Source organism: Mesorhizobium sp. WSM3873, assembly GCF_001672445.1.
In the GTDB taxonomy this organism is placed as follows: domain Bacteria; phylum Pseudomonadota; class Alphaproteobacteria; order Rhizobiales; family Rhizobiaceae; genus Mesorhizobium.
The window spans coordinates 23,243-44,327 of sequence record NZ_LYTM01000007.1 but is presented as its reverse complement, the minus strand read 5'-3'; the positions used below and the strand labels follow the sequence as shown (position 1 = coordinate 44,327).

Genomic DNA, 21,085 nt, shown 5'->3' with positions numbered 1-21,085 from the left:
AAGCGGCGATGCCGTCAATGCTCGCTGCCTTCCGCGGCAGTCAGGACGCATGATCGAATCTCATCACGGCGAAGACCGTCCGAACGAGAATGACGACGTCGGCCCATATGGACCAGTTTCGCACGTACCGGCTGTCGAGGGAGACACGGCTGGGATAGTCTATTGCGTCTCTGCCCGTCACTTGCCACGCGCCGGTCAGCCCGGGCCGGGTTCGAAGATAATCGATCGCGCAGGCGCCGTAACGTTGCAGTTCGTCGGGGACGACCGGCCGAGGACCGACGCAACTCATGTCGCCGCGCAGCACGTTGATGAGCTGAGGCAACTCATCCAGGCTCGACTTTCTGAGAATGTGCCCCAGGAAGGTGACCCGCGGATCGTTCTTGAATTTCAAATTCTGCTCCCACTCCTTGGCAGCTTCGGGATTGCTCGCAAGATAGTCGGTCAGAACCTGCTGGGAGTTGGCAACCATGGTCCTGAATTTGTAGCAGGCGAAACGCCTGCCGTTGAAGCCGACCCGGGTGTGAGAGAATATCGCCGGTCCGCCGTCGGTCGCCAAAATCAAGAGGGCAACCACAAGCATTATCGGAGCGGCAAGCACAAGCGCGATCGATGCGACGGCGACGTCCATGATCCTCTTGCGCCGCCCCCCAAGCGGACGATGGTTTTGACCGACGCCTATTCCGGGTCTGCGGGGGTTCGTGTCGAATGCGCTGATTGTCATGAGCTTCGCCAAGGAAACGGCTGATTTTAGCGCTTAACTTCACGCGGCGGATCATTCCCGGCAAGAACCGCAAAGGAGGTAGCGCCCGATCTGGCGCCGGTTAGCCTCTTAGCCTGAACGCGTATTGCCGGCGCGGTGTCGATAAGCCTTCTGATCAAACGGCGTAACACTGGCACCCATTTTCTGCAGTAGCAGTTCGGGCAAGTTCGACTGTATTCGTGATCGACGAAATGCAACTGGTCCGGCTAGGGGCGATCCAGACCGCCGACTGAATTCAGGCCCTAGCTCTGGCGAGGATGCCGAGAGAATGTCTGGAGCCACTGGTGCCGGATGGGCGAGCCGGCAGCCGTCTGGCAATGCCTGAAAACCATGCGCGCGCATGCGACGAGATTCGACGAGACAGATCTTCCGCGTCGAAAGAATGCCTGCCAGCCTGTCAGTGGAGCACGCAACGTGACGCCCATTCCGAAGCCTTCGTCCGGTGACTTCGCCGCAAGACCGGGCACTCGTCATGTTCTGGAGGTCGACCATACGGAAGCACTTGCCGTCGTCCGCAAGCAGATAGCTTTGCTCGATCTTGATCTCTCCGGCCTCACTGCGGTGGTTGGCGCGGCGACGGGCTATCAGGCGGTGACTGCGACAGCCGCGGCGCTCGCCAATGCGGACCGTGTCGTTGCACTCACCCGCGTATCCTCCAGACATCCGAGCCTGGCGGCGGCCGCGGACGCGACGTTGGCATTTGCCGAATACGCCAAGGTCGCCGAACGCGTGGAAGTGACGAATCGCATCGAAAGCCGCAAATGGCAGGAGGTCGACCTCATCACCAATTGTCCCCAGGTCGGACCGATTTCGAGATCGCTCATCGAGCTCTTGCCCTCTCATGCGGTCGTTTCGCTCATGGCCGAGCCTTGGGAGCTTCGGCAAGGCGTATTGGACTTCGATGCCTGTGACGAGGCCGGCATCAAGGTTGCTGCTCCAAATCTCGGTCACCCGGCCATAGACCTGATGCCGGAATTCGCGCGCTTATGCCGGGTCTTACTCGAGGATGCCGGCGTCGATCAGCGTGCCTCGAGATTCGCCGTCGTCTGCGACACGCCCTGCGCACCATTCCTCGAGCGTATGCTCGCCGAACGTGGAGCAAGAGTTGGTGTTTTTTCCCATCCGGTTCTGCTGACCGATGATGCATGGGAGGTGATCATCGTCGCTATGCGGCCCTCAGCCAAACCACCGATGGACATCAACAGCCTGGGCCGCATCGCCAGGAGAACGCGCCAGGCGCTGCTGGTGCAGTTCAGCGGCGGGATCGACCGCTCGGCCGCCAGCTATTTCGGCCTGAGGGTATGGCCGCCGAAGCGCCCCAACCGCGGCGAGCTGGGCCTGCCGCTCGAGATACTCGGAGCGGCTCCGGTGATCCGCAGACTGACGGGAGGCCTGAAGGCTGCCGAAGCAGCATATCGCGGTGCGGAGTTGGGCCGCGACAGTGTTGGATTTCTCGTGAAGGCAGGATTCGAGATGCTCGACCGGGAACATGCCTGAGCATCGGCCTGAGCGCATCCGTTTCAAGACCTGCAGGCACGGTCCTACTCTTGAATCTCGAAGGGAGGCGGACCTGAAATAGGTCCGCCTCCACGTCGAGGATCGGCGTGCGCGTCGTTCTATTGCCAGGCACCAGGCTGGGCAGCCTTCAAAGCATCATCTGTCTAAGCTTGTAGGCCACCTCAGTGCGGTTCGTGGCTTTCAGTTTTTTCATGATGTTGCGGATATGGACCTTGACCGTGCTCTCGCAGAGGTTGAGCTCGTAGGCAATGATCTTGTTGGCCTTGCCTTTCCTGAGCGCTTCCACGACCGCGGCCTCGCGCGAGGTGAACATTCCGGCGAGCGGACGGGCGCCATTTGCCGTCGAATGGATGATCTCGCGAAGCGCCAGCACGCAGCTGGCGGGCACGAAGATTCCTCCGGCGCGGGCGAGACCGATGGCCTCGGCAGCGACCTTCACCTTGACGCTCGTGGGAATGTAGCCGCGGGCGCCGCATTCGAGAGCCGCAAGGATCTCCCCCGGCTCGTCGGAATCCACCACGACGATTACGGGTACGGCGCCGACCTCGGAGATGAGGTGCACAAGTTCCGCCCGAACGCTCTGGTCTGTCACCTTTCGGGCGCCGAGAATAACGAGGATCGCGGAAGCCTCCGCCCCGCCGGCGACGTGCTGAATCTCATCAAGAGATCCTACGGCGCTGACGCGCAAAGCCGGATTATGTTCGATAAGGCCTCGAGCAAGACATTCGCGCTCGAGTGCCCGCTTGTCCACGATTACCACCAGACCTTCGGTCGGGTGTCCTTCTTCGAGATCAGACGTGCCGAGCCCGTTCACGTCCGTCATATGCCCGTTCTGCAACGACCCCGTCGCATCCTTCCAAGACTCGGAAATTTGAAGATGTCCCATCGCCTTATTTACTCCTCTCCGCCGCCGACTTTGCTCTCTCCCCTTTTTGTTTTGACTCCCACGCAGGGCTTGTCAGCGGCATGAACTGTTACGCTCGTTTACCGTTGTGTCGGGCGACTAGCTGCTAAGTGAGGAATAGATTCAAGGAGTAGTGCATACGCCGGCCCAACCCACGGACGTATGGGATCCCCGCTCCATTGAGGTAATCCAGCCTCAAACGCATACTACGATGCTGTGGAAAAGGCGCATTAATCCTGGTTAACAATTTGGTAATTATATCTTAGGTGGCTAATATGACCGAAAGGATGACAACCTGAAGTTGCTAAACAGGAATTATGCTCCTCAAAGCTGCGCGCAAGCCTGTCTCGACCTTAAGAGCGAGATTTGCGGTTTGGAGCAAACGGCGCCACAGTTCTGAGAAAAACATTGACCTCGGCTGCGGTGCCCCCCACCCAACCACTGCAGCCGGGGTTTCTTTTTTGGCCGGCAATCGCAGTCTTGTCGGGCCGGCAAGGTCAATCTTCGCGCGGCCTATCTCCACAACATCAATGCGTCGTGCCTCGGAAATCACGCCTACCGGTACTAGCGTTTCAGGTTAGGCCTGACTGTCTCGACTTCTTCTCGCGTGGCCGTGTCCGGCAATTCGCCAGGACCATCCGGATTCCGTGTCGGGTTTTCGCGCGTGTCCCTCGGCGGCTTTTGCTTTGGGTTGGGGTCAGCCGGATTTGGCTTGCGAGCTTTTTCCCGTTTCGCTGGTTTAGGCATCTACACACTCCCTGCCTGCGCAATTTCGGAGAAACATTGCGGTTCCCGTCAAACAGCAGTTGATCGGTCGCTTTCGGCTGTAGCCGGTGCGGATCGTCCCATAACGTTCAGGTCCAGGCCGAAAGGACCGTCTCCATCTCGACGGTCTCGACCTGTTGCGCGAAGCGCTGATGGTAGACGGTCATCAGGGCATCGTGCGTCGCGTCCGATGAACTGCAAAGCGCATCCGTGACCAGCACCACGCGATATCCGATGTCGATCGCCCCCAGGACGGTTGCGAGCACGCAAACATCGGTTTCGCCTCCCGTGACCACCAGCGTGTCGATGCTGCGCGCGGCAAGTGCCGTCTGTAGTCTGCCCTCCGGCCAGGGCGAATAAACATGCTTGTCGATCACCTGCGCCGGCGGACAGAAGGATGACAGCGGCGGCAGCAACCCGACCATTTCTCGCCCGACATTTTCGATCGTCATCGACGCCCAGCGCTCATAGTAGCGCCTCCAGGTGCCGGCACCCAGGCCAGGCTTTTCAGCCGGCACGAAGCGCGTGAAAAGGGTCTGCTCGGCTTTCCATTCGACGAGGCTGACGATCCTCGGAAGGACGCGGGTGATCCACGGCGTGGCCCATTCCGAAGGTTCCGCGAACAATTTCTGCATGTCGACGCATAGATGCGCGCAGCGCTCGCCCAGAGGACCATAGCTCAAGCCGGAAGCCGACATCGGATTTCCTGTCGGAAGTTCATGTTCGCTCTGGTGAAGAAGTGCCCGGCGCGGTCAAAGCTCGACATTTGGTTTCAGAACTTTGGTGAGGCAACGCCTCGCCGTGCAACTCGTTCCCGTCGACCGGAAACTACAGGTGTGGTCGAACGTTCTACCGAGATGGAGACCTCCAGGATTACGTCCCAACCGGCGATCTCGAGTCCCGAGTTTCCGCTGTCTTTGGATACGCCGCCGATGGAGGCGCGGACCGCGGACGCCTTGCCTGAAGGTCCCTGGCAGTACGAACCCAAATGGGACGGGTTTCGCTGCCTGGCCTTCAAAGGCCGCGACGCCATCGAGCTTCGCGCCAAATCCGGCAAGCCGCTCGGCCGCTACTTTCCCGAACTGACCACGATGCTGCGCGACCTCGCCGCAAGGCAATTCGTCGTGGACGGCGAGATCGTGATCGAGATCGACGGGCGCGTCTCCTTCGACGCGCTGCAGATGCGCCTTCATCCGGCCGAGAGCCGTATCCGCAAGCTGAGCGCGGAAACACCGGCGCGGTTGATCCTGTTCGATGCACTGGCTGCCCCGGGAGGCGAGATGTTGCTCGATTTGCCCTTGCCCGATCGGCGCCGGGCGATCGAGGACTTCGTTGCCAGAGCAGAGAACGCCGGGCTGAAGCTCTCGCCGGCCACAACGAGCCTCGCGACCGCCAGACGATGGTTGCGCGACGCCGGCCGAGGTGCCACCGATGGCGTGGTCGCCAAGGCACTGGCCGAACCCTATCGCCCGGGCGAGCGAACCATGATCAAGGTCAAGCGGCTGCGCACAGCAGACTGCGTGGTCGGTGGCTTTCGCTACCTGAGCGGCAAGCGCCAGATCGGCTCGCTGCTGCTTGGCCTCTACAACGACCGTGGCCAGCTCGACCATGTCGGCTTCACCTCGACCATCGCCAGTGACGAGCGAGCGGCGCTGACCAAGAGGCTTGAAGCGTTGCGCGGCGGGCTCGGCTTCACCGGCAAGGCACCCGGCGGCCCGAGCCGCTGGAGCACCGAGCGCAGCGGAGACTGGGAGCCGGTGCGGCCCGAATTGGTCGTGGAGGTCCGCTTCGACCATGTCACCGGCGACCGATTCCGGCATGGAACAAGGCTGGTGCGCTGGCGGCCCGACAAGGCGCCGCGCCAATGCACGTTCGAACAGATCGCGTAGGACACCTGCCAGGGAGAGGCGACGCCACAACGGCCGCCACTTGCTGCAACGGGCGGAACCACCAATCGCCTGAGCGGTTTTCCAACTGAGCGAACCGCGAGCCGGATAGGCTTGCAGCATTGGAGAACGAGATGGACCCGCGTAAAAAGCAACGCACCGCAAATCAGGACGAAACCGAGGCTCCGGCAGTCGAGCAGCAGGACTGGGACGCGCTTGAGGGCGGCCGGATCCTGCCCGACAGCGTCGCCGTCAACGGCGACCCGCAGGACGATGAAGAAGCGGAGGGAACGCTCCCCGAAGAAGACGACGACAATCCCTATCAGGAAAGTGACGAGGCACTCCCGGACGACGAGGAGGAGCGGGTCCTCGCGCGCGATCCCTCCAAGGAAGGAAGCCGGTTCGACGAGGTCTGAGCGGCCTTTCTTGGCGTCAAGCTGACTTGCGTTTGCCTTGCTTCGCGCCTTTCGCGGCGATGCCCTCCTTGGCAAGGCTCTTGCGCAGAACGTCGGCCAGATTGATGACGTTCTCACGCGGTTTCGGCGCCGCCTTGGGCAGCTTCTTGCCTTTGCGCTTGGCCTCGATCATGGCGATCAGCGCGTTCTCGTATGTATCCTCGAATTTCGAAGGATCGAACTTCGTCGCCTTCTTGTCGATCAGCAGGCCGGCGATCTCGAGCAGGTCCGCCTCGTAGTCCTGCTTCTTCAACCCTTCGAACACCGTCGCCTCCGAAACCATCTCATTGCGGTCCCGCAGCTCGGTGAGAAGCATTCCCTTGCCGAAGGGCTGGATGAGAACCTCGCGTCCGCGCTGGTAGAGGACGACACAGGATCGCGCCGCCACCCGTTTGTTCTTCATGGCCTCCCGAAGGACGTTGAACGCCTCTGCGGAAGCATCCTCCGCCGGAATGAGGTAATAGGGCTTTTCGAGATAGCGCGCGTCGATGTCTGCGACCGGCACGAACTCGCCGATTTCCAGCGTGTGCTCGGAGGTGAGTTTCAGCGCCTTGATCTCCTCGGGCTCGATCTGGATGAAATCCTCCTTGTCGGTCTCGAAGCCCTTGACTTGGTCCTCGGCGTCCACCGGTTCGCCGGTCTCCTCATCCACATAGGCGCTTTTCACCGGCAGGCCGTCCCTCCGGTTCAATATCCTGAAATGGATTTTCGACGCTTCGCTGGTGGCGCCGACGATCTTGACGCCGCATGAAACCGATCCGACCTTCATGAAGCCTTTCCAGATCGCGCGAGGCGCAGCCATCGAGCTTACTCCGTCCGGATGCGCCCGGCAGGCGCCGGCGGATCGTCGGTTTCATCGGCATTCGGGCGCGGCGCCTCGTCCGGCAGCCCGTGCCGCTCCGGCTTCCTGACCGGCTCCGGTTTCCAGCTGGGCGCCGGCATCGGCGTGTCGCGATCGGGATCCGGTTGTCTGGGGTCAGGCATCGAAGTTGGTTCCGTTGGTCTCCTGCACAACTCATCGCTGCCGGCATGGTTCCGAAGCGGCAGGCAGCGCTGCGCCTCAGATTTCGAGCAGCGCGTAAGGACGGCCGGTCGGCTTCGCGATGTGCATCGCGACGTTGTAGACGCTGGCCCCACCAGGGGTCCGGCCTTCATACGAGCCGCGATGGGCATGGCCATGTACCACGGCGCTTACCTTGAAGCGATCGATGGTTTCGGCCAGCCGCGAGGAGCCGAGGAACGGAAAGATTTCCGGAGGCTCTCCCGCCACGGTCTCCGGGACCGGCGCATAGTGGAGCACCACGAGCGTGCGCTTGGCGCGCACCTGCCGCATAGCATTCTCGAGCCGCATTGCCTCGTTGACGCTTTCGGCCACCATCGCCTTGATGGCCGGCTCACCGAAGGAGCCCAGCATCCTTCGACCGAAGCCGCCGACAAAACCCTTTACGCCGACGAAGCCGACATCGTTCAGTTCGATCGCCTGGCCATCGAGGAGATGGACCCCCGCCTGGCGGAGCGTTGCAGCGATCTGCTCGACGCAACCGGATTCGTAGTCATGGTTGCCGAGAACCGCGACTACGGGAATCGAGCATGCGCGCAGATCCTCGGCCAGAAGTTCCGCCTCACGCGGTTTTCCGAGATTGGTGAGATCGCCTGTAAGGACCAGGACGTCGGCCTCGCGCGATATCTCGCCGAACAGGTCGCGGTACGAGGTCTGGGCATCTTCCTGGACATGCAGGTCGCCCATGGCGGCGACCTTGATGACATCGTTGCCGTTTGATTTCGTTGATGTGGCTGGTTCAGGCATCGCGCATCTCTCCAACGCCGCCGACGCCGGCAAACCCCCATTCCTTGACGTCGATCTCATAGTCGACCTGCGACAGCAGGCGGCCGCGGCAGATCTTCATTTTGGGCGACGGCAGCTGCCGTTGTCGCGCAAGCCGGCCCAGCAGTTCGTCGAGCAGCCAGTCTGGGATGCGGTCCCGCTCGCTGGGATAGATCCACCGGAAGTTGAGAACCTGCATCAGCAGCACTTCCCAATGGACATCGAGATAGGCGAGCAGCCTTTGCCAGTCGATCTGATCGTGCGCCTTGAGGATGGTGTGGGCGATGTCGGCGCCGTCGTGGCGTCCTCTGTCCTGGATGAAGCATTTCGACCAGATGAGCTCCGTTGGGCCGATGATCCGGACCCGGCTGCCCAGCAGCTCGACTTGGCGGGCATGCTCCAGCCACTGATCCTTGACCTGCATCGTGCCGTTGGCCGAGGCGAAGATAACATCGAAGAAATGCTTGCCCTCGAAGACCTTCCCGAGCCAGCGATCGTCCCGGATCTCGACCGCATAGCCGATGTTCTTGAAATGCTCGAGTATGCGCGGGCAGTCTCCGGCCTTGCAGAAGATATCCAGATCCTTGGTTTGCCGAACCACGCCCGTATAGGCGCTCACCGCGTAGGTCCCGGCGACCAGGAAAGGAATGTCGGTAGCGGCGAGCTCGCGGATCGCATGGGTGTAGAACGCCTCCGCCGCGGCGCTTCTCAGCGTTGGCTCGGCTTTCGCGTCGATCACGGGGAGCGATGCTGGCAGACCCGGCAACTCGTCGTTGGTCATCAACTGCTGCTCCGATTTCGGACCTTTCGATAACAGCCGCGGGGCCCGCTTGTTCCGCTGTCGGAGCTTGCGAAATGGGCCCGGCAACACCGTCCGGAGATCAGGCAAGCCGCGCCGCGCGCGGAGCGTTGCCGAAATCGCGTGAAAACAACGACTTGGGCGCGACAGCTTGGCTGGTGCGCTAGTCCTTTTGCTCGCGGTACAAGCGCTCGGTCGCGCGGTCGCTCTCGCGCCGTTCGACTGGGCCTCTGTGACGGCGGGTGAAAAGCACGTAGATGATCGCAATGAGAAGGATCAGCGGACCGCCGGCAACAACGAACAGCCATAAATCGGAGCCGAACATGGCGTTTCCCTTCCTGTCGAAGGTGGTTTCTCCAGCAACGTATCGCTGGTCTTGAGCTAACCGATAAGGGCTGCAAATGTTCCTGTCCAAGGGAGTAGGCGGCCTGCGTGGTCAGTCGCTTACGCGCCCGTCGGGATCGCCTTGGCGACCATGTCCGGCCGTTGCGGCACCCTGAGCCAAAACGGCCGAAGGAAATCGCAGACGGTACCGGCCAGTTCGTTTGAGCCGCCGGTATGCGCGCTGTCTCTTTGCCGAGAGCGACCTCTTTACCAAACCGCAGCAGGAAAGGCCGTTCCGTCCAAGCGACTGCGGCGAGCAAGAACCTCTGAGGTGGGCTTGTCGTGGAACGCGGCCTTCGGATCACATTTCCGGCAGACGCCATCTGAAAATCGACAGGCTCGGACTGGAACAAAGCCCTGAGTCGCTTGTTCGGCTCCGGCCCATCGAGCACAGGAGCTGGAAGCCATGAACATGCGGACACTTCTCGCGCCATTAGCCGTCGCTGCGACCTCCTCGTTTTTTCCGGCGGTCGCAGCCGATAACGCGCAAACCTTTGCCGGCCGATAGTAATCGATAGGAGACATCAAAATGCAGACGATCACCGCACTGTTCGACGATTATGACGATGCCGCCGATGCCGTGGGCGAGCTGGAGTCCATGGGCGTACCGCCGAGCGATCTCAGCATCATCGCCAACAATGCCGACGGCCGGCACTCTTCCGCGGCCGCCGAGGATGCAGCCAGTGGAGCCGGGATCGGGGCGGTCGTGGGCGGCGCCGGCGGCTTGGCGACGGGCCTCGGCGCCATAGCAATACCTGGCGTCGGTCCGGTCGTGGCGGCTGGCTGGCTGGCGGCGACAGCCGCGGGCGCGGCCGCGGGCGCAGTTGTCGGTGGAGCGGCCGGCGGCATCATCGGCAGTCTGACCGACGGCGGCGTGTCGGAGGGCGACGCCCATGTCTATGCCGAAGGCATTCGCCGGGGCGGCACTCTGCTTACCGCTCGCGTCGAAGATGACCTCGCTCCGCAAGCACAAGCGATCCTCCACGATTCCAGGTCGGTGGACATCGGCGAACGGCGGAACGACTACGAAGCTGGCGGTTGGACCGGATTCGATCCGCGGGCCGGCGATTACCGTCAGCAGAGCAAATAGGAGTCAGCGTGAGACGAGTGCTGTTGCCGCTGATCCTGACAGTGGTTGTGCTGTTGGCATGTTACTGGGCCTTCGCCTATGTCCAGAGTAGCTGGCCGACGGCACCGTTGAAGCGGGCACCCGAGCAGAACCAGGGCGGAAACGCACCCCAGGACACGTCTCCCGCCGCCGGCATAGAAAAGGATCCGCAAGGCAGCAACAAAATGCCGGGCAATCAATAGCGGCAGGCGTAAGCAGCGAGCATCAGGCGAGCGAGTTGCTTTCCGCCTGATCGCCTGGCGCTTCTCTCATCCGCGCTCGACGAATTTGTTGAAACGGCTGGGCAAACCTTCCGCCGTTAGGTCTTGGTGCACGAAGGCAAGTTCGTTCTCATCCAATATGGCGAAGAACTCTTCCCATTCGACGGGCTGCAGATCCTCTTCGTGCTCGCCGAAGTCGACGCGCAGCACCGCTCCCTTGCCTGCAGTCCGCACGACTGCAGGTCTGCCTTCGCGGGCTTCAATCCAAGCCCGGATCACCTCGTGATTTGTGGTTTTCAGTGGCTCGCTCATGATCAACCCTTCCGGCTAATCGCCAATCCTGGCGCTTTGCTCGTTGGCGACTGGGGATTCAATCCGCGTCCGGCTCGCTCGTTCCCGCGAATTCGCTCCTTGCGAGGCGGTGGCCTGATGGCGTGGGCAAGGGAACCAACTGCCGCCCTACTGGTTCGGAAGGCAATCATTGGAACCTTGCCATGCCAAATGCAGCCGAAATCTTCGTCGACACTCGAGTTGCTTGGGATGTCGAGGTCATGTTCGGCCTGCCCGGCGATGGCATCAACGGCGTCATGGAGGCTTTGCGGAAAAACCGCCGAAGATGCCACCCGATTATGCCAAGAATTCCGCAAGGCGCTGCCGGAGACTCCGGGGCGCGAGCGGATCGAGGAGAACGTCGCGCGAGAGCCGGCCAGGACGATGATGGAGGCCGAGGGATGACGTTGCCGCAGCCGCTTGCGATTCCAACTTCCTGTTGAGGATGCACATGCTCGACCTGTCCCGCGAACGTCGCCGAATGGTCGATGTTCATCTCCGCCGCCGCGGCATTCATGATCGTGAGATCCTGGCAGCGATGCGCGAGGTCCCACGCGAGACTTTCGTGGACCCTGGCTTCGAAGAATTTGCCTATGAGGATGGACCGCTGCCGATTGCCGAGGGCCAAACGATATCGCAGCCCTATATCGTCGCGTTCATGCTGGAAATGGCTGAGATCGGGCCCGGCGATCACGTCCTCGAGGTCGGCACGGGATCTGGCTACGCCGCCGCCGTGATGAGCCGCATCGTCGATCATGTCTACACGATGGAACGGCACGCCGGCCTGGCGGAAACCGCGAGACGGCGCTTCGAGACGCTTGGCTATCGCAACATCGAGGTGCGCACCGGCGACGGCACCAAGGGCTGGCCCGAAGCGGCACCGTTCGATGCCATCGTCGTCGCGGCGAGCGGGCCCGGCGCGCCGCTCGCGCTGCAGCAGCAGTTGGATGTCGGCGGCAAGTTGGTCATTCCGGTCGGAGATGACCCTGACGAGCAGCGTCTCCTCAAAGTCACCCGCACTGGCGCTTCCACCTACAGCGAGGAAGATTTCGGTGCGGTGCGCTTTGTCCCTTTGATCGGCGAAGAAGGCTGGCAGGAGGACAACCGCATCCGAACCAGCCGTATCTCCCCGCTCTTGCCAGCGCGCAGTCTTCCGCAGATGATTGCCGCGGCGGCCGAACCGCTTCCGGAGTTCGATGATCCCGCCTTTGTGGAGGCCTTCGATCGCTTTGCCGACCGGCGGATCGTGCTGCTCGGCGAAGCGAGCCACGGCACATCCGAGTTCTATCGGGCGCGGGCTTGGATCACCAGAAGACTGATCGAGAAACATGGCTTCACGATCGTCGCCGCTGAAGCCGACTGGCCCGACGCCGCGGCGATCGACCGCTATGTGCGTCACCGCCCACCTTCGCCGCGCGCCGACATGCCTTTCCAGCGGTTTCCCACCTGGATGTGGCGCAACGCCGAATTCGCGGCATTCGTGGAGTGGCTGCGTGCGCACAACGAGCAGATCGAAACACCGGCAAGCCAGGCAGGGTTCTACGGCCTCGATATCTACAATATGAGAGCCTCGATCGCGGCGGTTTTGGAATATCTCGACCGCATCGATCCGGAGGCGGCAAGCATTGCCCGCGAACGCTACGGCTGCCTGACGCCGTGGCAGCACGAACCCGCCACCTATGGCCGGGCGGCGCTAACCCGAGGCTACCGGGAATGCGAGGAGGCGGTGCTGCGGCAGTGCCGGGACATGCTGTCGCGTCAGCTCGATCACGCCGGCCAGGACGGCGACGAATTGTTCGATGCCGCGCAGAACGCCCGGCTCATCGCCGCCGCCGAGCACTACTATCGCGTGATGTACTATGGCCGCGCGCAATCCTGGAACCTGCGCGACACGCACATGTTCGAGACGCTGCAACATGTTATCGAAGCGCGTTCCCCCGATGCCAAGGCCGTGGTCTGGGCGCACAACTCCCATATCGGCGACGCCCGCTTCACGGAGATGGGAATCGTCAGAGACGAAGTGAACATCGGTCAGCTCTGTCGCCAGCGGTTCGGCGACGACGTAGCCCTCATCGGCTTCGGCACGCATGCCGGCACGGTCGCTGCCGCCAAGCATTGGGACGGCGAAATGGAAATCATGTCCGTGCGGCCTTCGCGCGAGGACAGCTATGAGCGGCTTTGCCACGACGCCGGCACCGCTCGTTTCCTGCTCGACCTTGGAGCTGATCCAGCCCTTCATGATCGGCTGACCGAACGTCGGCTCGAACGGTTCATCGGCGTGATCTATCGGCCGGAAACGGAACTGCACAGCCACTATGCCGACGCCTCGCTTGCGCGGCAATTCGACGCCTTCGTCTGGTTCGATGAAACCACCGCCGTGACGCCCTTCGGGCCGGAGCATGCGACGAGCGGTGTCCCGGACACCTACCCCTTCGGGGTGTAGGCGATGGACGGATGCATTCGACATCGCGCTGATGCGGGAACTTCGGCGAAGAGGTGATGCGGCGAGCGAACGCTACTGTTCTTTCACGTAGGCACCAGGCCGGCGGCCGCCTTTGGGCGCTCTTGCATCCTTGGATTGCTCGGGGACCGATGGGCCCGCTCCGGAAGTCTTTTCCGTCGCAGGACCAGGCGTCGCCCGTCCCGAAGGGTTTTGCCCTTCCGACTGATGCGTCTTGTCTTCCACCTCGCCCTGTCTGCGGGTGAGCCCAAAGCGATCGTGAGGCTTTTCGTTGCTGGCCGCAGCCTGCGAAAACCGGTCTGAGGGATCCGGATCGGTGTTGGCCGGGTACTTCCTGGCGCCGGTCTCGCGGCGGTTCTCTTCCTTGCCCATGACTCTCTCCGGGTTGATCTGGAGGATAACAAGATCGTCAGAAGAGCGTTCCCCGACCTGGCCGATGAGGGACGCGGGCAATCGGCTCCCATCAGTCCGATGGAACAAACACGCCATCGCCCAATTAGGCGAACAGACGGCGGTCCGGCACGAGGAGGCAGCAGTCATGGACAGGGAAGAACGCATCAGACGCCGCGCCCCCGAAATCTGGGAGCAGGCCGGTCGGCCGCAAGGTCGGCAACAGGAACATTGGGATCAGGAACAAGCCGGGCGGCTAGCAGAGGCGCCGAGGAAGGATTTCTGATGCCCCGGATCGTTGCAGTGATCGCGATCGTGGTGATTTTATTGATAACCGTGTGGGCCTGGATCGGCCGAGAGCCCGAGCGCCCGAGCGGCGGGAGCCAGCAGCCAGCGCCCCACGCGATCGACCAGAACGGCTGAGGCAGGGCCTGTCGATCGGGCACCTGCCCTACCCACCGCATCGCCCTCTTTGCATTGCGGTCTCGCCAGCCTTGTTTCGGCGAGCCGTCCGAGCGCCGCCGGCGGCTGTCGCAACAGCCGCGATAGCGAGCAGGTTGAGAGGCAGTCAGTGTATGAAGCGGCTTCTCAGCCAGGCAAAAATGCGATTGCCTGTGACAATTCTCCGGACGCGTCCAGCAGCCCAACTGGCCTGCATGGTTGCGCCGGCATGGCAGCTGCAGACGACTTCATGCAACTGCCAATCGGAGAGTTCAAAGAAGCGTTTGGCTTCCCCGTAGGTATCGGACTGCAGGCCCGAGGCCCTGAGCAACGGGTCTTCGAACGCAACCGTCAGCGGGGATCCAGCCGCCCGCGCCTCTTCCCGCATGCCTGGATAGAGATACTCGGTGCCGGTGAGCGCGGCGAGACAGCGCAACGGATTCCGCTCGAGCAGTTCTGCCCACCTCTCTATCTTTTCAGTCCTTGTCGTGAGCGGCACCAGCGGATTGATATCAGCGACTGCGTGCAGTTGGTCGAGCGTTTGGTGTTTCATGATAGGCTCCCGTCCATACTTGGCTGACCGGCTTGTCCTGGCGGGGTCGGCAGGCCCGCGTCTGAGGTGCGGGCCGATCAGTGTTTCCCACCGATCTCCGGCAGGCGCCAAAAAGCGGCGCCTGCAAATCATCGAACTGACAGTCGTCCCCAAAGTTCCGGATGAACACGGAATTCATTTGGAATGCAGACAATCGACAGGTTCCGCAAGTGCAGGACTGCACGGCGTTTCAGTTGCGAGCCCAGGTTGGACTAAGATGCAGGCGCTTGTCGAATATATCATATCCAGTGATAGGAACGGGAGCATGGTTCTTTCTCAGGCCACGCAGCCCGCGGTCCTCATTCCGCTGCCGCCTTTTTCCGTTTCGCCTCGTCGAAGTCGATCGCCAGCACGATCTTTCCGTTGGCGTCGCGAACCCGGACGGCCCAGCCCTGCTGCCCACCTTCGGCGGCCGTGTCGTCAAGCAAATCAATCGCCGAACGCAGCGCCTCGTCATGCACGGCCTCCAGATTCGGGAATTCCACGCCCTTCAGCTGCCGCATGCCATCATGGTCGCGATATTCGAATGTGAAGGGGCTGTCCGGCTTGGCGGGCTCGCTGAAGTCGCGGTTGCTCTCCTGCGCGGACCGGTGTTCCACGGTCTCGAAAACCGCGCACTGCACCATCATCTCTTTGGCGCGATCGATAAGAGCGGTGTCGCCGTACGTCGGCCGTGGATCGGATCCAGCCATTGTGACGCCAATCTTTTCGCCGCCCTCACCGAGAAATTCGACTGTCACCACGCCTTCCGAGTTGGAAACTATTTGGGTATCGAGAACCTGCATCGGTGCCTCGTCATCTTAGATAACGAAGGTAAAAGCTGCCCAACAGGAAATGTTCCGGCCGCGCTCAGCGATTGGCGGCAGCGATAGTTCCCCCTTCCCGGAAACGAGTTCCCGCACAGCAGCGTTTCTACTTCGCGTTCAAGATCCCGTGGGAACACCGACGCCGGACAGATGTTTGGTAGCGAAGGAGCTGTCCGATGACCTCACCGAGCAAGCGAAGACCCGCCGAGGGTCGAGGCGAAATGCAGATGGGCTTTACCCTGGACAAGACGCCCGGATTCGACCCTTCTGCCGCCCCGCAGGAAACGGATGCAGAGGCGGGAGGGTCGACGAGTTCCGCCCATCGCGTCGCATCAGATGAACCGAAATTCACCAATCAGGCGAGCTTCGCCGACGCCATGCAGCGCCCCCAGAACGCGCCCGGCCTTCAGCCGAGCAGAAACGGGCCGGTGCTGGTGATTGCAGCGCTCGTGGTTCTGGCGGGCGCCGCTTTCCTGCTTGCCGCTCGCCTGGGTTGATGCCGATGCCGGCTCGCCGAGGCGCTCCAACCCGGAACGCCCGATGCAAGGTCTGGTAGCTAGGGAGTATGTGCATGCCCATGTTGAAAAAGCTTCTTCGCCATCTTTGGCGACGGAAAATCCAGCCGGCGGCCGATCCGTCCCCAGTCGATGCGATCGTGCGGCTGTTGCGTGAAAGCGAGGAACGCAACGGATAGATTTTTGGATCGTGCTCGGTGCCGCCGGCGCGCGAAATCCTCGAGCTCGTGCTCTTCTGCCACGGACGGTGTTTTAGCCCGCGCTGAGCGTTACCCGAATTCCTCCTCGGCGAAGGCGCCAAGCCTCCAGCTTTGTTTGCCTCGGCCTGCAAGCCAGCTTGATGTCGCTCACCGCACAGACAACTGCTATGCCGACTTGCGCCCCCGTGCAGAATTCTTCGTCTTTTTTCGCTTCGGCGCTCCCCTGGACTTCGGGGATTTGGACTTTGCCCCGGCCTCCGCGCCGAGGCTCTTTTTCAGCGCATCGAACAAATTGACCACATTGGATGGCTTGGGTTCCGCCTTGGCTTTCGGCGCCTTCCTGCCGGCCTTTCTGGCGCGAACCAGTTCCAGCAGTGCCTCCTGATATCGGTCCCGGAACTCGGTGGGATCGAACTTGCCCTTCTGCTTATCGATGATGTGCTCCGCCAACCCGATCATCTCGCTGTCGGGCTTTCCCGACTTGATCTCGGCGAAGACGCCGGCGGGCTCGCGCACGGTGTCGCCATAACGCAGGGTGGTCAGCATCATGCCCTTGCCGCGTGATTCGACCACCACCGGGCGTTCCCTCTGATAGAGCACGATGCGAGCGAGCCCGGCCATCTTCTTTTCTGCCAGCGCGTCGCGGATCACCGCAAAGGCCTCTTCCGAGACCTTGTCGGCGGGCGTGACGTAGTAGGGCGCGTCGAGATAGATCTGCTCGATCGACGATTTGTCGACGAAGCCGTCGAGATTGAGCGTGTGCGAAGACTCGATCTGCACCGCCTCGATGTCTTCCTCTTCGATGAAGATGAATTCGTCCTTGCCGACTTCGTAGCCCCTGACCTCGTCGTCTTTATCCAGCGGCTTGCCGCTCTCGGCATCGACATAGACGCGCCGGACCCTGTTGCCGGTCCTGCGATTGAGCACGTGGAAGGAAACCTTCTCGGCATGGGTCACGACGTTCGTCAATTCGACGGCGCAGGTGACCAGCGACAGTTTGAGATAACCGCTCCAGGCGGGACGCGGCGCCATGGCGATCTCCTTGGCGACAGGAATGCAGCCGGAACGGCGAACGCACCGCTTCGGTTCCGACGTCGCAGGCCGGCGCATCGCGTCGGCTTCAGCCGGCTGAACCGCGAAGCAGCGCTGAACTTCCCGGCGGGAGAAGCAACGGGAGCTTCCGACAAGGGCTTGGCCCCACATAATCGAGTTGCAGACATTTCGTTCGAAACGTCCGTCCGTCGCGGGATCATTCGGAACAATGGGCCTTCGGGCAAGTTGGATACGGCTCCAACGGCGAATTGATCTGGAACGACCGTGGCGACGCGGAAGATCGACAAGGACAGGCGTGAGCGCACCTCGAATGCGGCGCGCGAACTGCTTGAGACGGAACGACTGGCGCGCCAGGCAAAGACGGCGCGACTACGCGAGCAGCGTTTGGCCGCGGCACCGGCGGCAAAGTCGCCTCCTCCCGCGGCCAGGCCGGGCCGGACGCCCAAGAAGCGAAAAATCATAGATATCAGCTAGCGCCTGGCTCCGTTCGGCGCTGCCGCTTTAGGGCGGCCGGAAATCGATGACGCGTCCAGCCAGCTTCTCTCATTCCTTGGCCGCTGGCTCTCCAGGCCCAATCTCGGTCTCATCCAATATGTGCTCGTGAATGATGCCAAGGATTTGCAGCCTCACCGCCTCACGCGCCTCCGACTGGATGAACGGCATGAGGAGATCGACCGTCTCCTTGACCCGCCGGGGCAGATCAGCGCTGGGATCGGTCAGCTGGCTGCCATGCTCATAGAGGTTGTCGGTAAGTTTCTTATCCAGATCGGAAAAGATGCCCATGGCTGTCGCTCCACATTGACGGCGGAACAGGCGTGCCCCGAATTGGTTCCGTCTCGCCGAGCCTCGTTTGCCGCGCGTTGCCGAATCCCAAGAATTCGAACGGAACAATCGCACTCTGCGCATGTTCGGCCGGACCACACTCGAACGGTCGGAGAACGAAATGGAAAGCGGAAAGCTCGCCGTGGTGACCGGCGCTTCCAGCGGCATCGGCAAGGAACTGGCGAAATTATGTGCGAGAGATGGCTACCAACTGGTGATCGTGGCCGACGAGCCGGCGATAGAGCAGGCTGCCGAGGCGCTGCAATCTCACCACGTTGCAGTCGAGGCGGTAGAAGCCGACCTCGCGACCGAGGAAGGGGCCAATCAACTGATCGCGAGGATTGGTGACCGCGCTATTGACCTTCTGTTCCTCAACGCGGGACGAGGCCTGGGCCGGGGCTTCATCGATCAGGACTGGCCCAAGGCGCGCCGCGTCATCGACACGAACATCACCGGCACGGTCTATCTGGCACATCGGCTCGGCCGGCAGATGGTCCGGCGTGGCCGCGGCCGGATCCTGTTCACGGGCTCCATCGCCGGCTTCATGCCCGGCACCTTCCAAGCGGTCTACAACGGCACCAAGGCCTTCATCGATTCTTTCGCCATCGCGCTGCGCCATGAGTTGAAGGACAGCGGTGTGACCGTGACAGTGCTGATGCCCGGCGCGACGCAGACCCGCTTCTTCGAGCGGGCCGACATGATGGACACCGAAATCGGGACTCAGGAGAAAGACAATCCGGCCGATGTGGCCAAGGACGGCTATGACGCCATGATGGCCGGAAAAGAGCAGGTCGTTAGCGGTTTGAAGAACAAGATGCAGGCTGCCGCGGCCCACGTCACGCCGGCCGGCACGCTGGCCGAGCAGCATCGCAAGGCCGCCGAACCGGGCTCCGCGAACAACGGATGAATGCGAGGCGCCGCCCGGGGAACATTCCAGCCGGGCGCAAGTTCGATGCACTCAATCCTCCAATCGACAGGAACGGCACGATGAAAGCGCTGACATGGCACGGCAAGGGCGATATCCGGTGCGACGCGGTCGCTGATCCCGCGATCGAGGACGACCGCGACATCATCATCAGGGTTACCTGCTGCGCCATTTGCGGTTCGGACCTGCATCTGATGGACGGCTATATGCCGACGATGAAATCGGGCGACGTGCTGGGCCATGAGACCATGGGCGAAGTGGTGGAGGTCGGCCGTGGACACAGCAAGTTCAGGAAGGGCGATCGCGTCGTCGTTCCCTTCAATATCTCATGCGGCGAATGCTGGTTTTGCCAGAACGGCCTGTTTTCACTCTGCGACCGGTCGAACCCCAACGCCGACCAGGCCGCCAAGGTCATGGGCCAGTCGCCCGCGGGCCTGTTCGGCTATTCGCATCTGGTCGGTGGCTATTGGGGCGGGCAAGCCGAGTATTTGCGCGTGCCTTTTGCCGATGTCGGCCCGATCAAGGTGCCGGACGGCATGGACGACGAACAGGTCCTGTTCCTCTCCGACATCTTCCCGACCGGCTATATGGCGGCGGAGAACGCCGGCATCCGGGAGGGCGACACCGTCGCCATCTGGGGCTGCGGGCCGGTCGGCCAGTTCGCGATCCAGAGCGCCTGGATGCTTGGCGCCGGTCGCGTGATCGCCATCGACAAGGTGCCGGAGCGGCTTGCTATGGCGCGCGACCACGGCAAGGCCGAGACCCTCGATTTCAGCAACTTGAATATTTACGATGCCCTGATGGCCATGACCAACGGTCGCGGCCCGGACAGTTGCATCGACTGTGTCGGCACCGAAGCCGATGCCAGCGCCACCCCGGATTCCATGCTCGATAAGGTCAAGGCGAGTGTCTATCTTGGCACCGACCGGCCGCATGTGCTGCGCGAGGCGATCTATTGCTGTCGCAAGGGAGGCACCATTTCGGTGCCCGGCGTCTATATCGGCCTTGTCGACCACATCCCGTTCGGCGCGGCGATGAACAAGGGGCTGACGTTCCGCATGGGACAAACCCACACGCAACGCTATCTCGAGCCTCTCCTGCACAAGGTCCAAAGCGGCGACATCGACCCGTCCTTCGTGATCACCCACCGCGCCGGGCTCGAGGCCGGACCCGACCTCTACAGGAAGTTTCGCGACAAGCAGGACGGCTGCATCAAGGTCGTGATGCGCCCACACGGGTGACCACGTCTTTGCCCGGAACTCGCCCGGGCGCCCTGTCGTTGCGATCAGGTAAGGAGGTATCAAATGGCTCAACTGAAAAACACATCTCGGCCGGCCACCAGGTCACCGAACGCCGAAGGCCTTCCGCGTCCTGACCGCGATGCCATGGATAGCGACGCCGGCGCGAGACCGGCAGTTCCCAAAACAGCCGGCGCCGCCGAGGAACAGTCGACATCACCGCTCGACAGCAAGGTTGCCAATCGCAATGCCGGTCGCAAGCGCGAGGCCGGTACTACCCCGCGCCCAACCGACAAGCCATTGGATTGAGGGCACCGGGGGCGGCGCGGCAGCCTGCGCCCCGTCGGGCCGCTTGCGTGCGTTCGCTGCTGGTTACCTGCCGCCGCCTGCGTCAACCATTCCCGCTCCGCTCGACAAATTTGTTGAAGCGGCTCTTTCCTCCGGTCCCGGCCTTGTCCTGATGGAGGAAGGCAAGGTCGTTCTCGTCGAAGATCCGGAAGAACTCATCCCACTCGATCGGTTCGAGCGCTTCCTCCGGCTCGCCGAAGTCGATGCGCAGGATGCCGCCCTCGCCCTTGGTGCGAACCACGGCGGGATGGCCGTCCCTCTCCTCAACCCATTTGCGAATTTCGTCGTGATTGGTGGTCGTCTTCGCTTCAGACATGGCATTCCCTTTCTCGCCGCACG

27 protein-coding genes and 1 pseudogene are annotated in these 21,085 nt (G+C 62.1%); 13 read left to right on the top strand and 15 right to left on the bottom strand.

The annotated features are described in order from the left end of the window. Nucleotides 1-40: 40 nt before the first annotated feature. Nucleotides 41-628, bottom strand: coding sequence for a sugar transferase (locus A9K71_RS06480; protein ID WP_197504203.1), 588 nt, complete (start codon nucleotides 626-628; stop codon nucleotides 41-43). 423 nt (nucleotides 629-1,051) lie between these two features. Between A9K71_RS06480 and A9K71_RS06475 the strand changes: the two genes are divergently transcribed. Continuing rightward, nucleotides 1,052-2,257 carry a hypothetical protein gene (locus tag A9K71_RS06475; RefSeq protein WP_066992042.1) on the top strand — a complete coding sequence of 402 codons (1,206 nt, stop codon included), beginning with the start codon at nucleotides 1,052-1,054 and terminating at the stop codon, nucleotides 2,255-2,257. A gap of 148 nt (nucleotides 2,258-2,405) precedes the next feature. Here A9K71_RS06475 and A9K71_RS06470 read toward each other — a convergent pair whose 3' ends face one another. Both A9K71_RS06470 and A9K71_RS06465 read right to left on the bottom strand, forming a co-directional pair. Then, the gene (locus tag A9K71_RS06470; protein WP_245299539.1) at nucleotides 2,406-3,092 is read right to left on the bottom strand and encodes a response regulator transcription factor; all 687 of its coding nucleotides are present in this window, start codon (nucleotides 3,090-3,092) and stop codon (nucleotides 2,406-2,408) included. 944 nt (nucleotides 3,093-4,036) lie between these two features. Continuing rightward, the gene (locus A9K71_RS06465) at nucleotides 4,037-4,645 is read right to left on the bottom strand and encodes a cysteine hydrolase family protein (RefSeq protein ID WP_066992037.1); all 609 of its coding nucleotides are present in this window, start codon (nucleotides 4,643-4,645) and stop codon (nucleotides 4,037-4,039) included. A gap of 159 nt (nucleotides 4,646-4,804) precedes the next feature. On the opposite strand from A9K71_RS06465, the gene A9K71_RS06460 reads away from it, so the two are divergent. Next, on the top strand, nucleotides 4,805-5,836 hold the full coding sequence (locus tag A9K71_RS06460; RefSeq protein WP_066992034.1) for an ATP-dependent DNA ligase: 1,032 nt from the start codon (nucleotides 4,805-4,807) through the stop codon (nucleotides 5,834-5,836). A 131-nt stretch (nucleotides 5,837-5,967) separates the two neighbouring features. Further along, the gene (locus A9K71_RS06455) at nucleotides 5,968-6,249 is read left to right on the top strand and encodes a hypothetical protein (RefSeq protein ID WP_066992031.1); all 282 of its coding nucleotides are present in this window, start codon (nucleotides 5,968-5,970) and stop codon (nucleotides 6,247-6,249) included. A 16-nt stretch (nucleotides 6,250-6,265) separates the two neighbouring features. Here the strand turns inward: A9K71_RS06455 and A9K71_RS06450 are convergent, their stop codons facing one another. From A9K71_RS06450 to A9K71_RS31935, 5 genes are all read right to left on the bottom strand, one after another. Further along, nucleotides 6,266-7,090, bottom strand: coding sequence for a Ku protein (locus A9K71_RS06450; protein WP_066992028.1), 825 nt, complete (start codon nucleotides 7,088-7,090; stop codon nucleotides 6,266-6,268). Nucleotides 7,091-7,095: 5 nt separating this feature from the next. Beyond that, on the bottom strand, nucleotides 7,096-7,272 hold the full coding sequence (locus tag A9K71_RS31940; protein WP_082980371.1) for a hypothetical protein: 177 nt from the start codon (nucleotides 7,270-7,272) through the stop codon (nucleotides 7,096-7,098). A 76-nt stretch (nucleotides 7,273-7,348) separates the two neighbouring features. Further along, nucleotides 7,349-8,095, bottom strand: coding sequence for a metallophosphoesterase (locus A9K71_RS06445; RefSeq protein WP_066992025.1), 747 nt, complete (start codon nucleotides 8,093-8,095; stop codon nucleotides 7,349-7,351). Continuing rightward, nucleotides 8,088-8,894, bottom strand: coding sequence for a nucleotidyltransferase (locus A9K71_RS06440; protein WP_066992023.1), 807 nt, complete (start codon nucleotides 8,892-8,894; stop codon nucleotides 8,088-8,090). The genes A9K71_RS06445 and A9K71_RS06440 overlap by 8 nt, the downstream gene beginning before the upstream one ends. 181 nt (nucleotides 8,895-9,075) lie before the next feature. Continuing rightward, nucleotides 9,076-9,237 carry a hypothetical protein gene (locus A9K71_RS31935; protein ID WP_082953723.1) on the bottom strand — a complete coding sequence of 54 codons (162 nt, stop codon included), beginning with the start codon at nucleotides 9,235-9,237 and terminating at the stop codon, nucleotides 9,076-9,078. Nucleotides 9,238-9,825: 588 nt separating this feature from the next. Here A9K71_RS31935 and A9K71_RS06435 point away from each other — a divergent pair. Together A9K71_RS06435 and A9K71_RS29965 are read left to right on the top strand one after the other, a co-directional pair. Then, nucleotides 9,826-10,386 carry a hypothetical protein gene (locus A9K71_RS06435; RefSeq protein WP_066992020.1) on the top strand — a complete coding sequence of 187 codons (561 nt, stop codon included), beginning with the start codon at nucleotides 9,826-9,828 and terminating at the stop codon, nucleotides 10,384-10,386. Between the two features lie 8 nt (nucleotides 10,387-10,394). Continuing rightward, entirely contained in the window at nucleotides 10,395-10,607 is a 213-nt protein-coding gene (locus A9K71_RS29965) for a hypothetical protein (RefSeq protein WP_082980370.1), read from the top strand. A 66-nt stretch (nucleotides 10,608-10,673) separates the two neighbouring features. On the opposite strand, the gene A9K71_RS06430 is transcribed toward A9K71_RS29965, so the two are convergent. Then, on the bottom strand, nucleotides 10,674-10,937 hold the full coding sequence (locus A9K71_RS06430; protein ID WP_066992318.1) for a hypothetical protein: 264 nt from the start codon (nucleotides 10,935-10,937) through the stop codon (nucleotides 10,674-10,676). Between the two features lie 469 nt (nucleotides 10,938-11,406). On the opposite strand from A9K71_RS06430, the gene A9K71_RS06420 reads away from it, so the two are divergent. Beyond that, on the top strand, nucleotides 11,407-13,398 hold the full coding sequence (locus tag A9K71_RS06420; RefSeq protein WP_066992315.1) for a protein-L-isoaspartate(D-aspartate) O-methyltransferase: 1,992 nt from the start codon (nucleotides 11,407-11,409) through the stop codon (nucleotides 13,396-13,398). 72 nt (nucleotides 13,399-13,470) lie between these two features. Here the strand turns inward: A9K71_RS06420 and A9K71_RS06415 are convergent, their stop codons facing one another. Beyond that, nucleotides 13,471-13,788 carry a hypothetical protein gene (locus A9K71_RS06415; protein WP_066992311.1) on the bottom strand — a complete coding sequence of 106 codons (318 nt, stop codon included), beginning with the start codon at nucleotides 13,786-13,788 and terminating at the stop codon, nucleotides 13,471-13,473. Between the two features lie 166 nt (nucleotides 13,789-13,954). Here A9K71_RS06415 and A9K71_RS29960 point away from each other — a divergent pair. Beyond that, a pseudogene (locus A9K71_RS29960) lies at nucleotides 13,955-14,047 on the top strand (DUF2934 domain-containing protein); the annotation flags it as partial. A 44-nt stretch (nucleotides 14,048-14,091) separates the two neighbouring features. Beyond that, on the top strand, nucleotides 14,092-14,229 hold the full coding sequence (locus A9K71_RS31200) for a hypothetical protein (RefSeq protein WP_156752600.1): 138 nt from the start codon (nucleotides 14,092-14,094) through the stop codon (nucleotides 14,227-14,229). 145 nt (nucleotides 14,230-14,374) lie between these two features. Here A9K71_RS31200 and A9K71_RS06405 read toward each other — a convergent pair whose 3' ends face one another. Next, nucleotides 14,375-14,800 (bottom strand): hypothetical protein, encoded by a 426-nt coding sequence (locus A9K71_RS06405; protein ID WP_066992011.1) that lies wholly within the window; start codon nucleotides 14,798-14,800, stop codon nucleotides 14,375-14,377. 338 nt (nucleotides 14,801-15,138) lie between these two features. Continuing rightward, nucleotides 15,139-15,624 carry a hypothetical protein gene (locus A9K71_RS06400; protein WP_066992008.1) on the bottom strand — a complete coding sequence of 162 codons (486 nt, stop codon included), beginning with the start codon at nucleotides 15,622-15,624 and terminating at the stop codon, nucleotides 15,139-15,141. Between the two features lie 197 nt (nucleotides 15,625-15,821). On the opposite strand from A9K71_RS06400, the gene A9K71_RS06395 reads away from it, so the two are divergent. Beyond that, complete coding sequence (locus tag A9K71_RS06395; protein ID WP_066992005.1) at nucleotides 15,822-16,142, top strand: hypothetical protein; 321 nt, start codon at nucleotides 15,822-15,824, stop codon at nucleotides 16,140-16,142. Nucleotides 16,143-16,525: 383 nt separating this feature from the next. Here A9K71_RS06395 and A9K71_RS06390 read toward each other — a convergent pair whose 3' ends face one another. Further along, nucleotides 16,526-17,392 (bottom strand): Ku protein, encoded by an 867-nt coding sequence (locus A9K71_RS06390; protein WP_066992309.1) that lies wholly within the window; start codon nucleotides 17,390-17,392, stop codon nucleotides 16,526-16,528. Nucleotides 17,393-17,677: 285 nt separating this feature from the next. Between A9K71_RS06390 and A9K71_RS06385 the strand changes: the two genes are divergently transcribed. Continuing rightward, nucleotides 17,678-17,887, top strand: a complete 210-nt coding sequence (locus tag A9K71_RS06385) for a hypothetical protein (protein WP_066992002.1) — start codon at nucleotides 17,678-17,680, stop codon at nucleotides 17,885-17,887. A 69-nt stretch (nucleotides 17,888-17,956) separates the two neighbouring features. Here A9K71_RS06385 and A9K71_RS06380 read toward each other — a convergent pair whose 3' ends face one another. After that, a complete protein-coding gene (locus A9K71_RS06380; protein WP_066991999.1) occupies nucleotides 17,957-18,196 on the bottom strand; it encodes a hypothetical protein in 240 nt (79 codons plus the stop codon). Nucleotides 18,197-18,356: 160 nt separating this feature from the next. On the opposite strand from A9K71_RS06380, the gene A9K71_RS06375 reads away from it, so the two are divergent. From A9K71_RS06375 to A9K71_RS31195, 3 genes are all read left to right on the top strand, one after another. Further along, entirely contained in the window at nucleotides 18,357-19,142 is a 786-nt protein-coding gene (locus A9K71_RS06375) for an SDR family NAD(P)-dependent oxidoreductase (RefSeq protein ID WP_066992305.1), read from the top strand. An 80-nt stretch (nucleotides 19,143-19,222) separates the two neighbouring features. After that, the gene (locus A9K71_RS06370; protein ID WP_066992301.1) at nucleotides 19,223-20,401 is read left to right on the top strand and encodes a zinc-dependent alcohol dehydrogenase; all 1,179 of its coding nucleotides are present in this window, start codon (nucleotides 19,223-19,225) and stop codon (nucleotides 20,399-20,401) included. A gap of 63 nt (nucleotides 20,402-20,464) precedes the next feature. Then, nucleotides 20,465-20,707 carry a hypothetical protein gene (locus tag A9K71_RS31195; RefSeq protein WP_127242060.1) on the top strand — a complete coding sequence of 81 codons (243 nt, stop codon included), beginning with the start codon at nucleotides 20,465-20,467 and terminating at the stop codon, nucleotides 20,705-20,707. Between the two features lie 82 nt (nucleotides 20,708-20,789). Here A9K71_RS31195 and A9K71_RS06365 read toward each other — a convergent pair whose 3' ends face one another. After that, entirely contained in the window at nucleotides 20,790-21,062 is a 273-nt protein-coding gene (locus tag A9K71_RS06365) for a hypothetical protein (protein ID WP_066991996.1), read from the bottom strand. Between the last annotated feature and the right edge of the window lie 23 nt (nucleotides 21,063-21,085).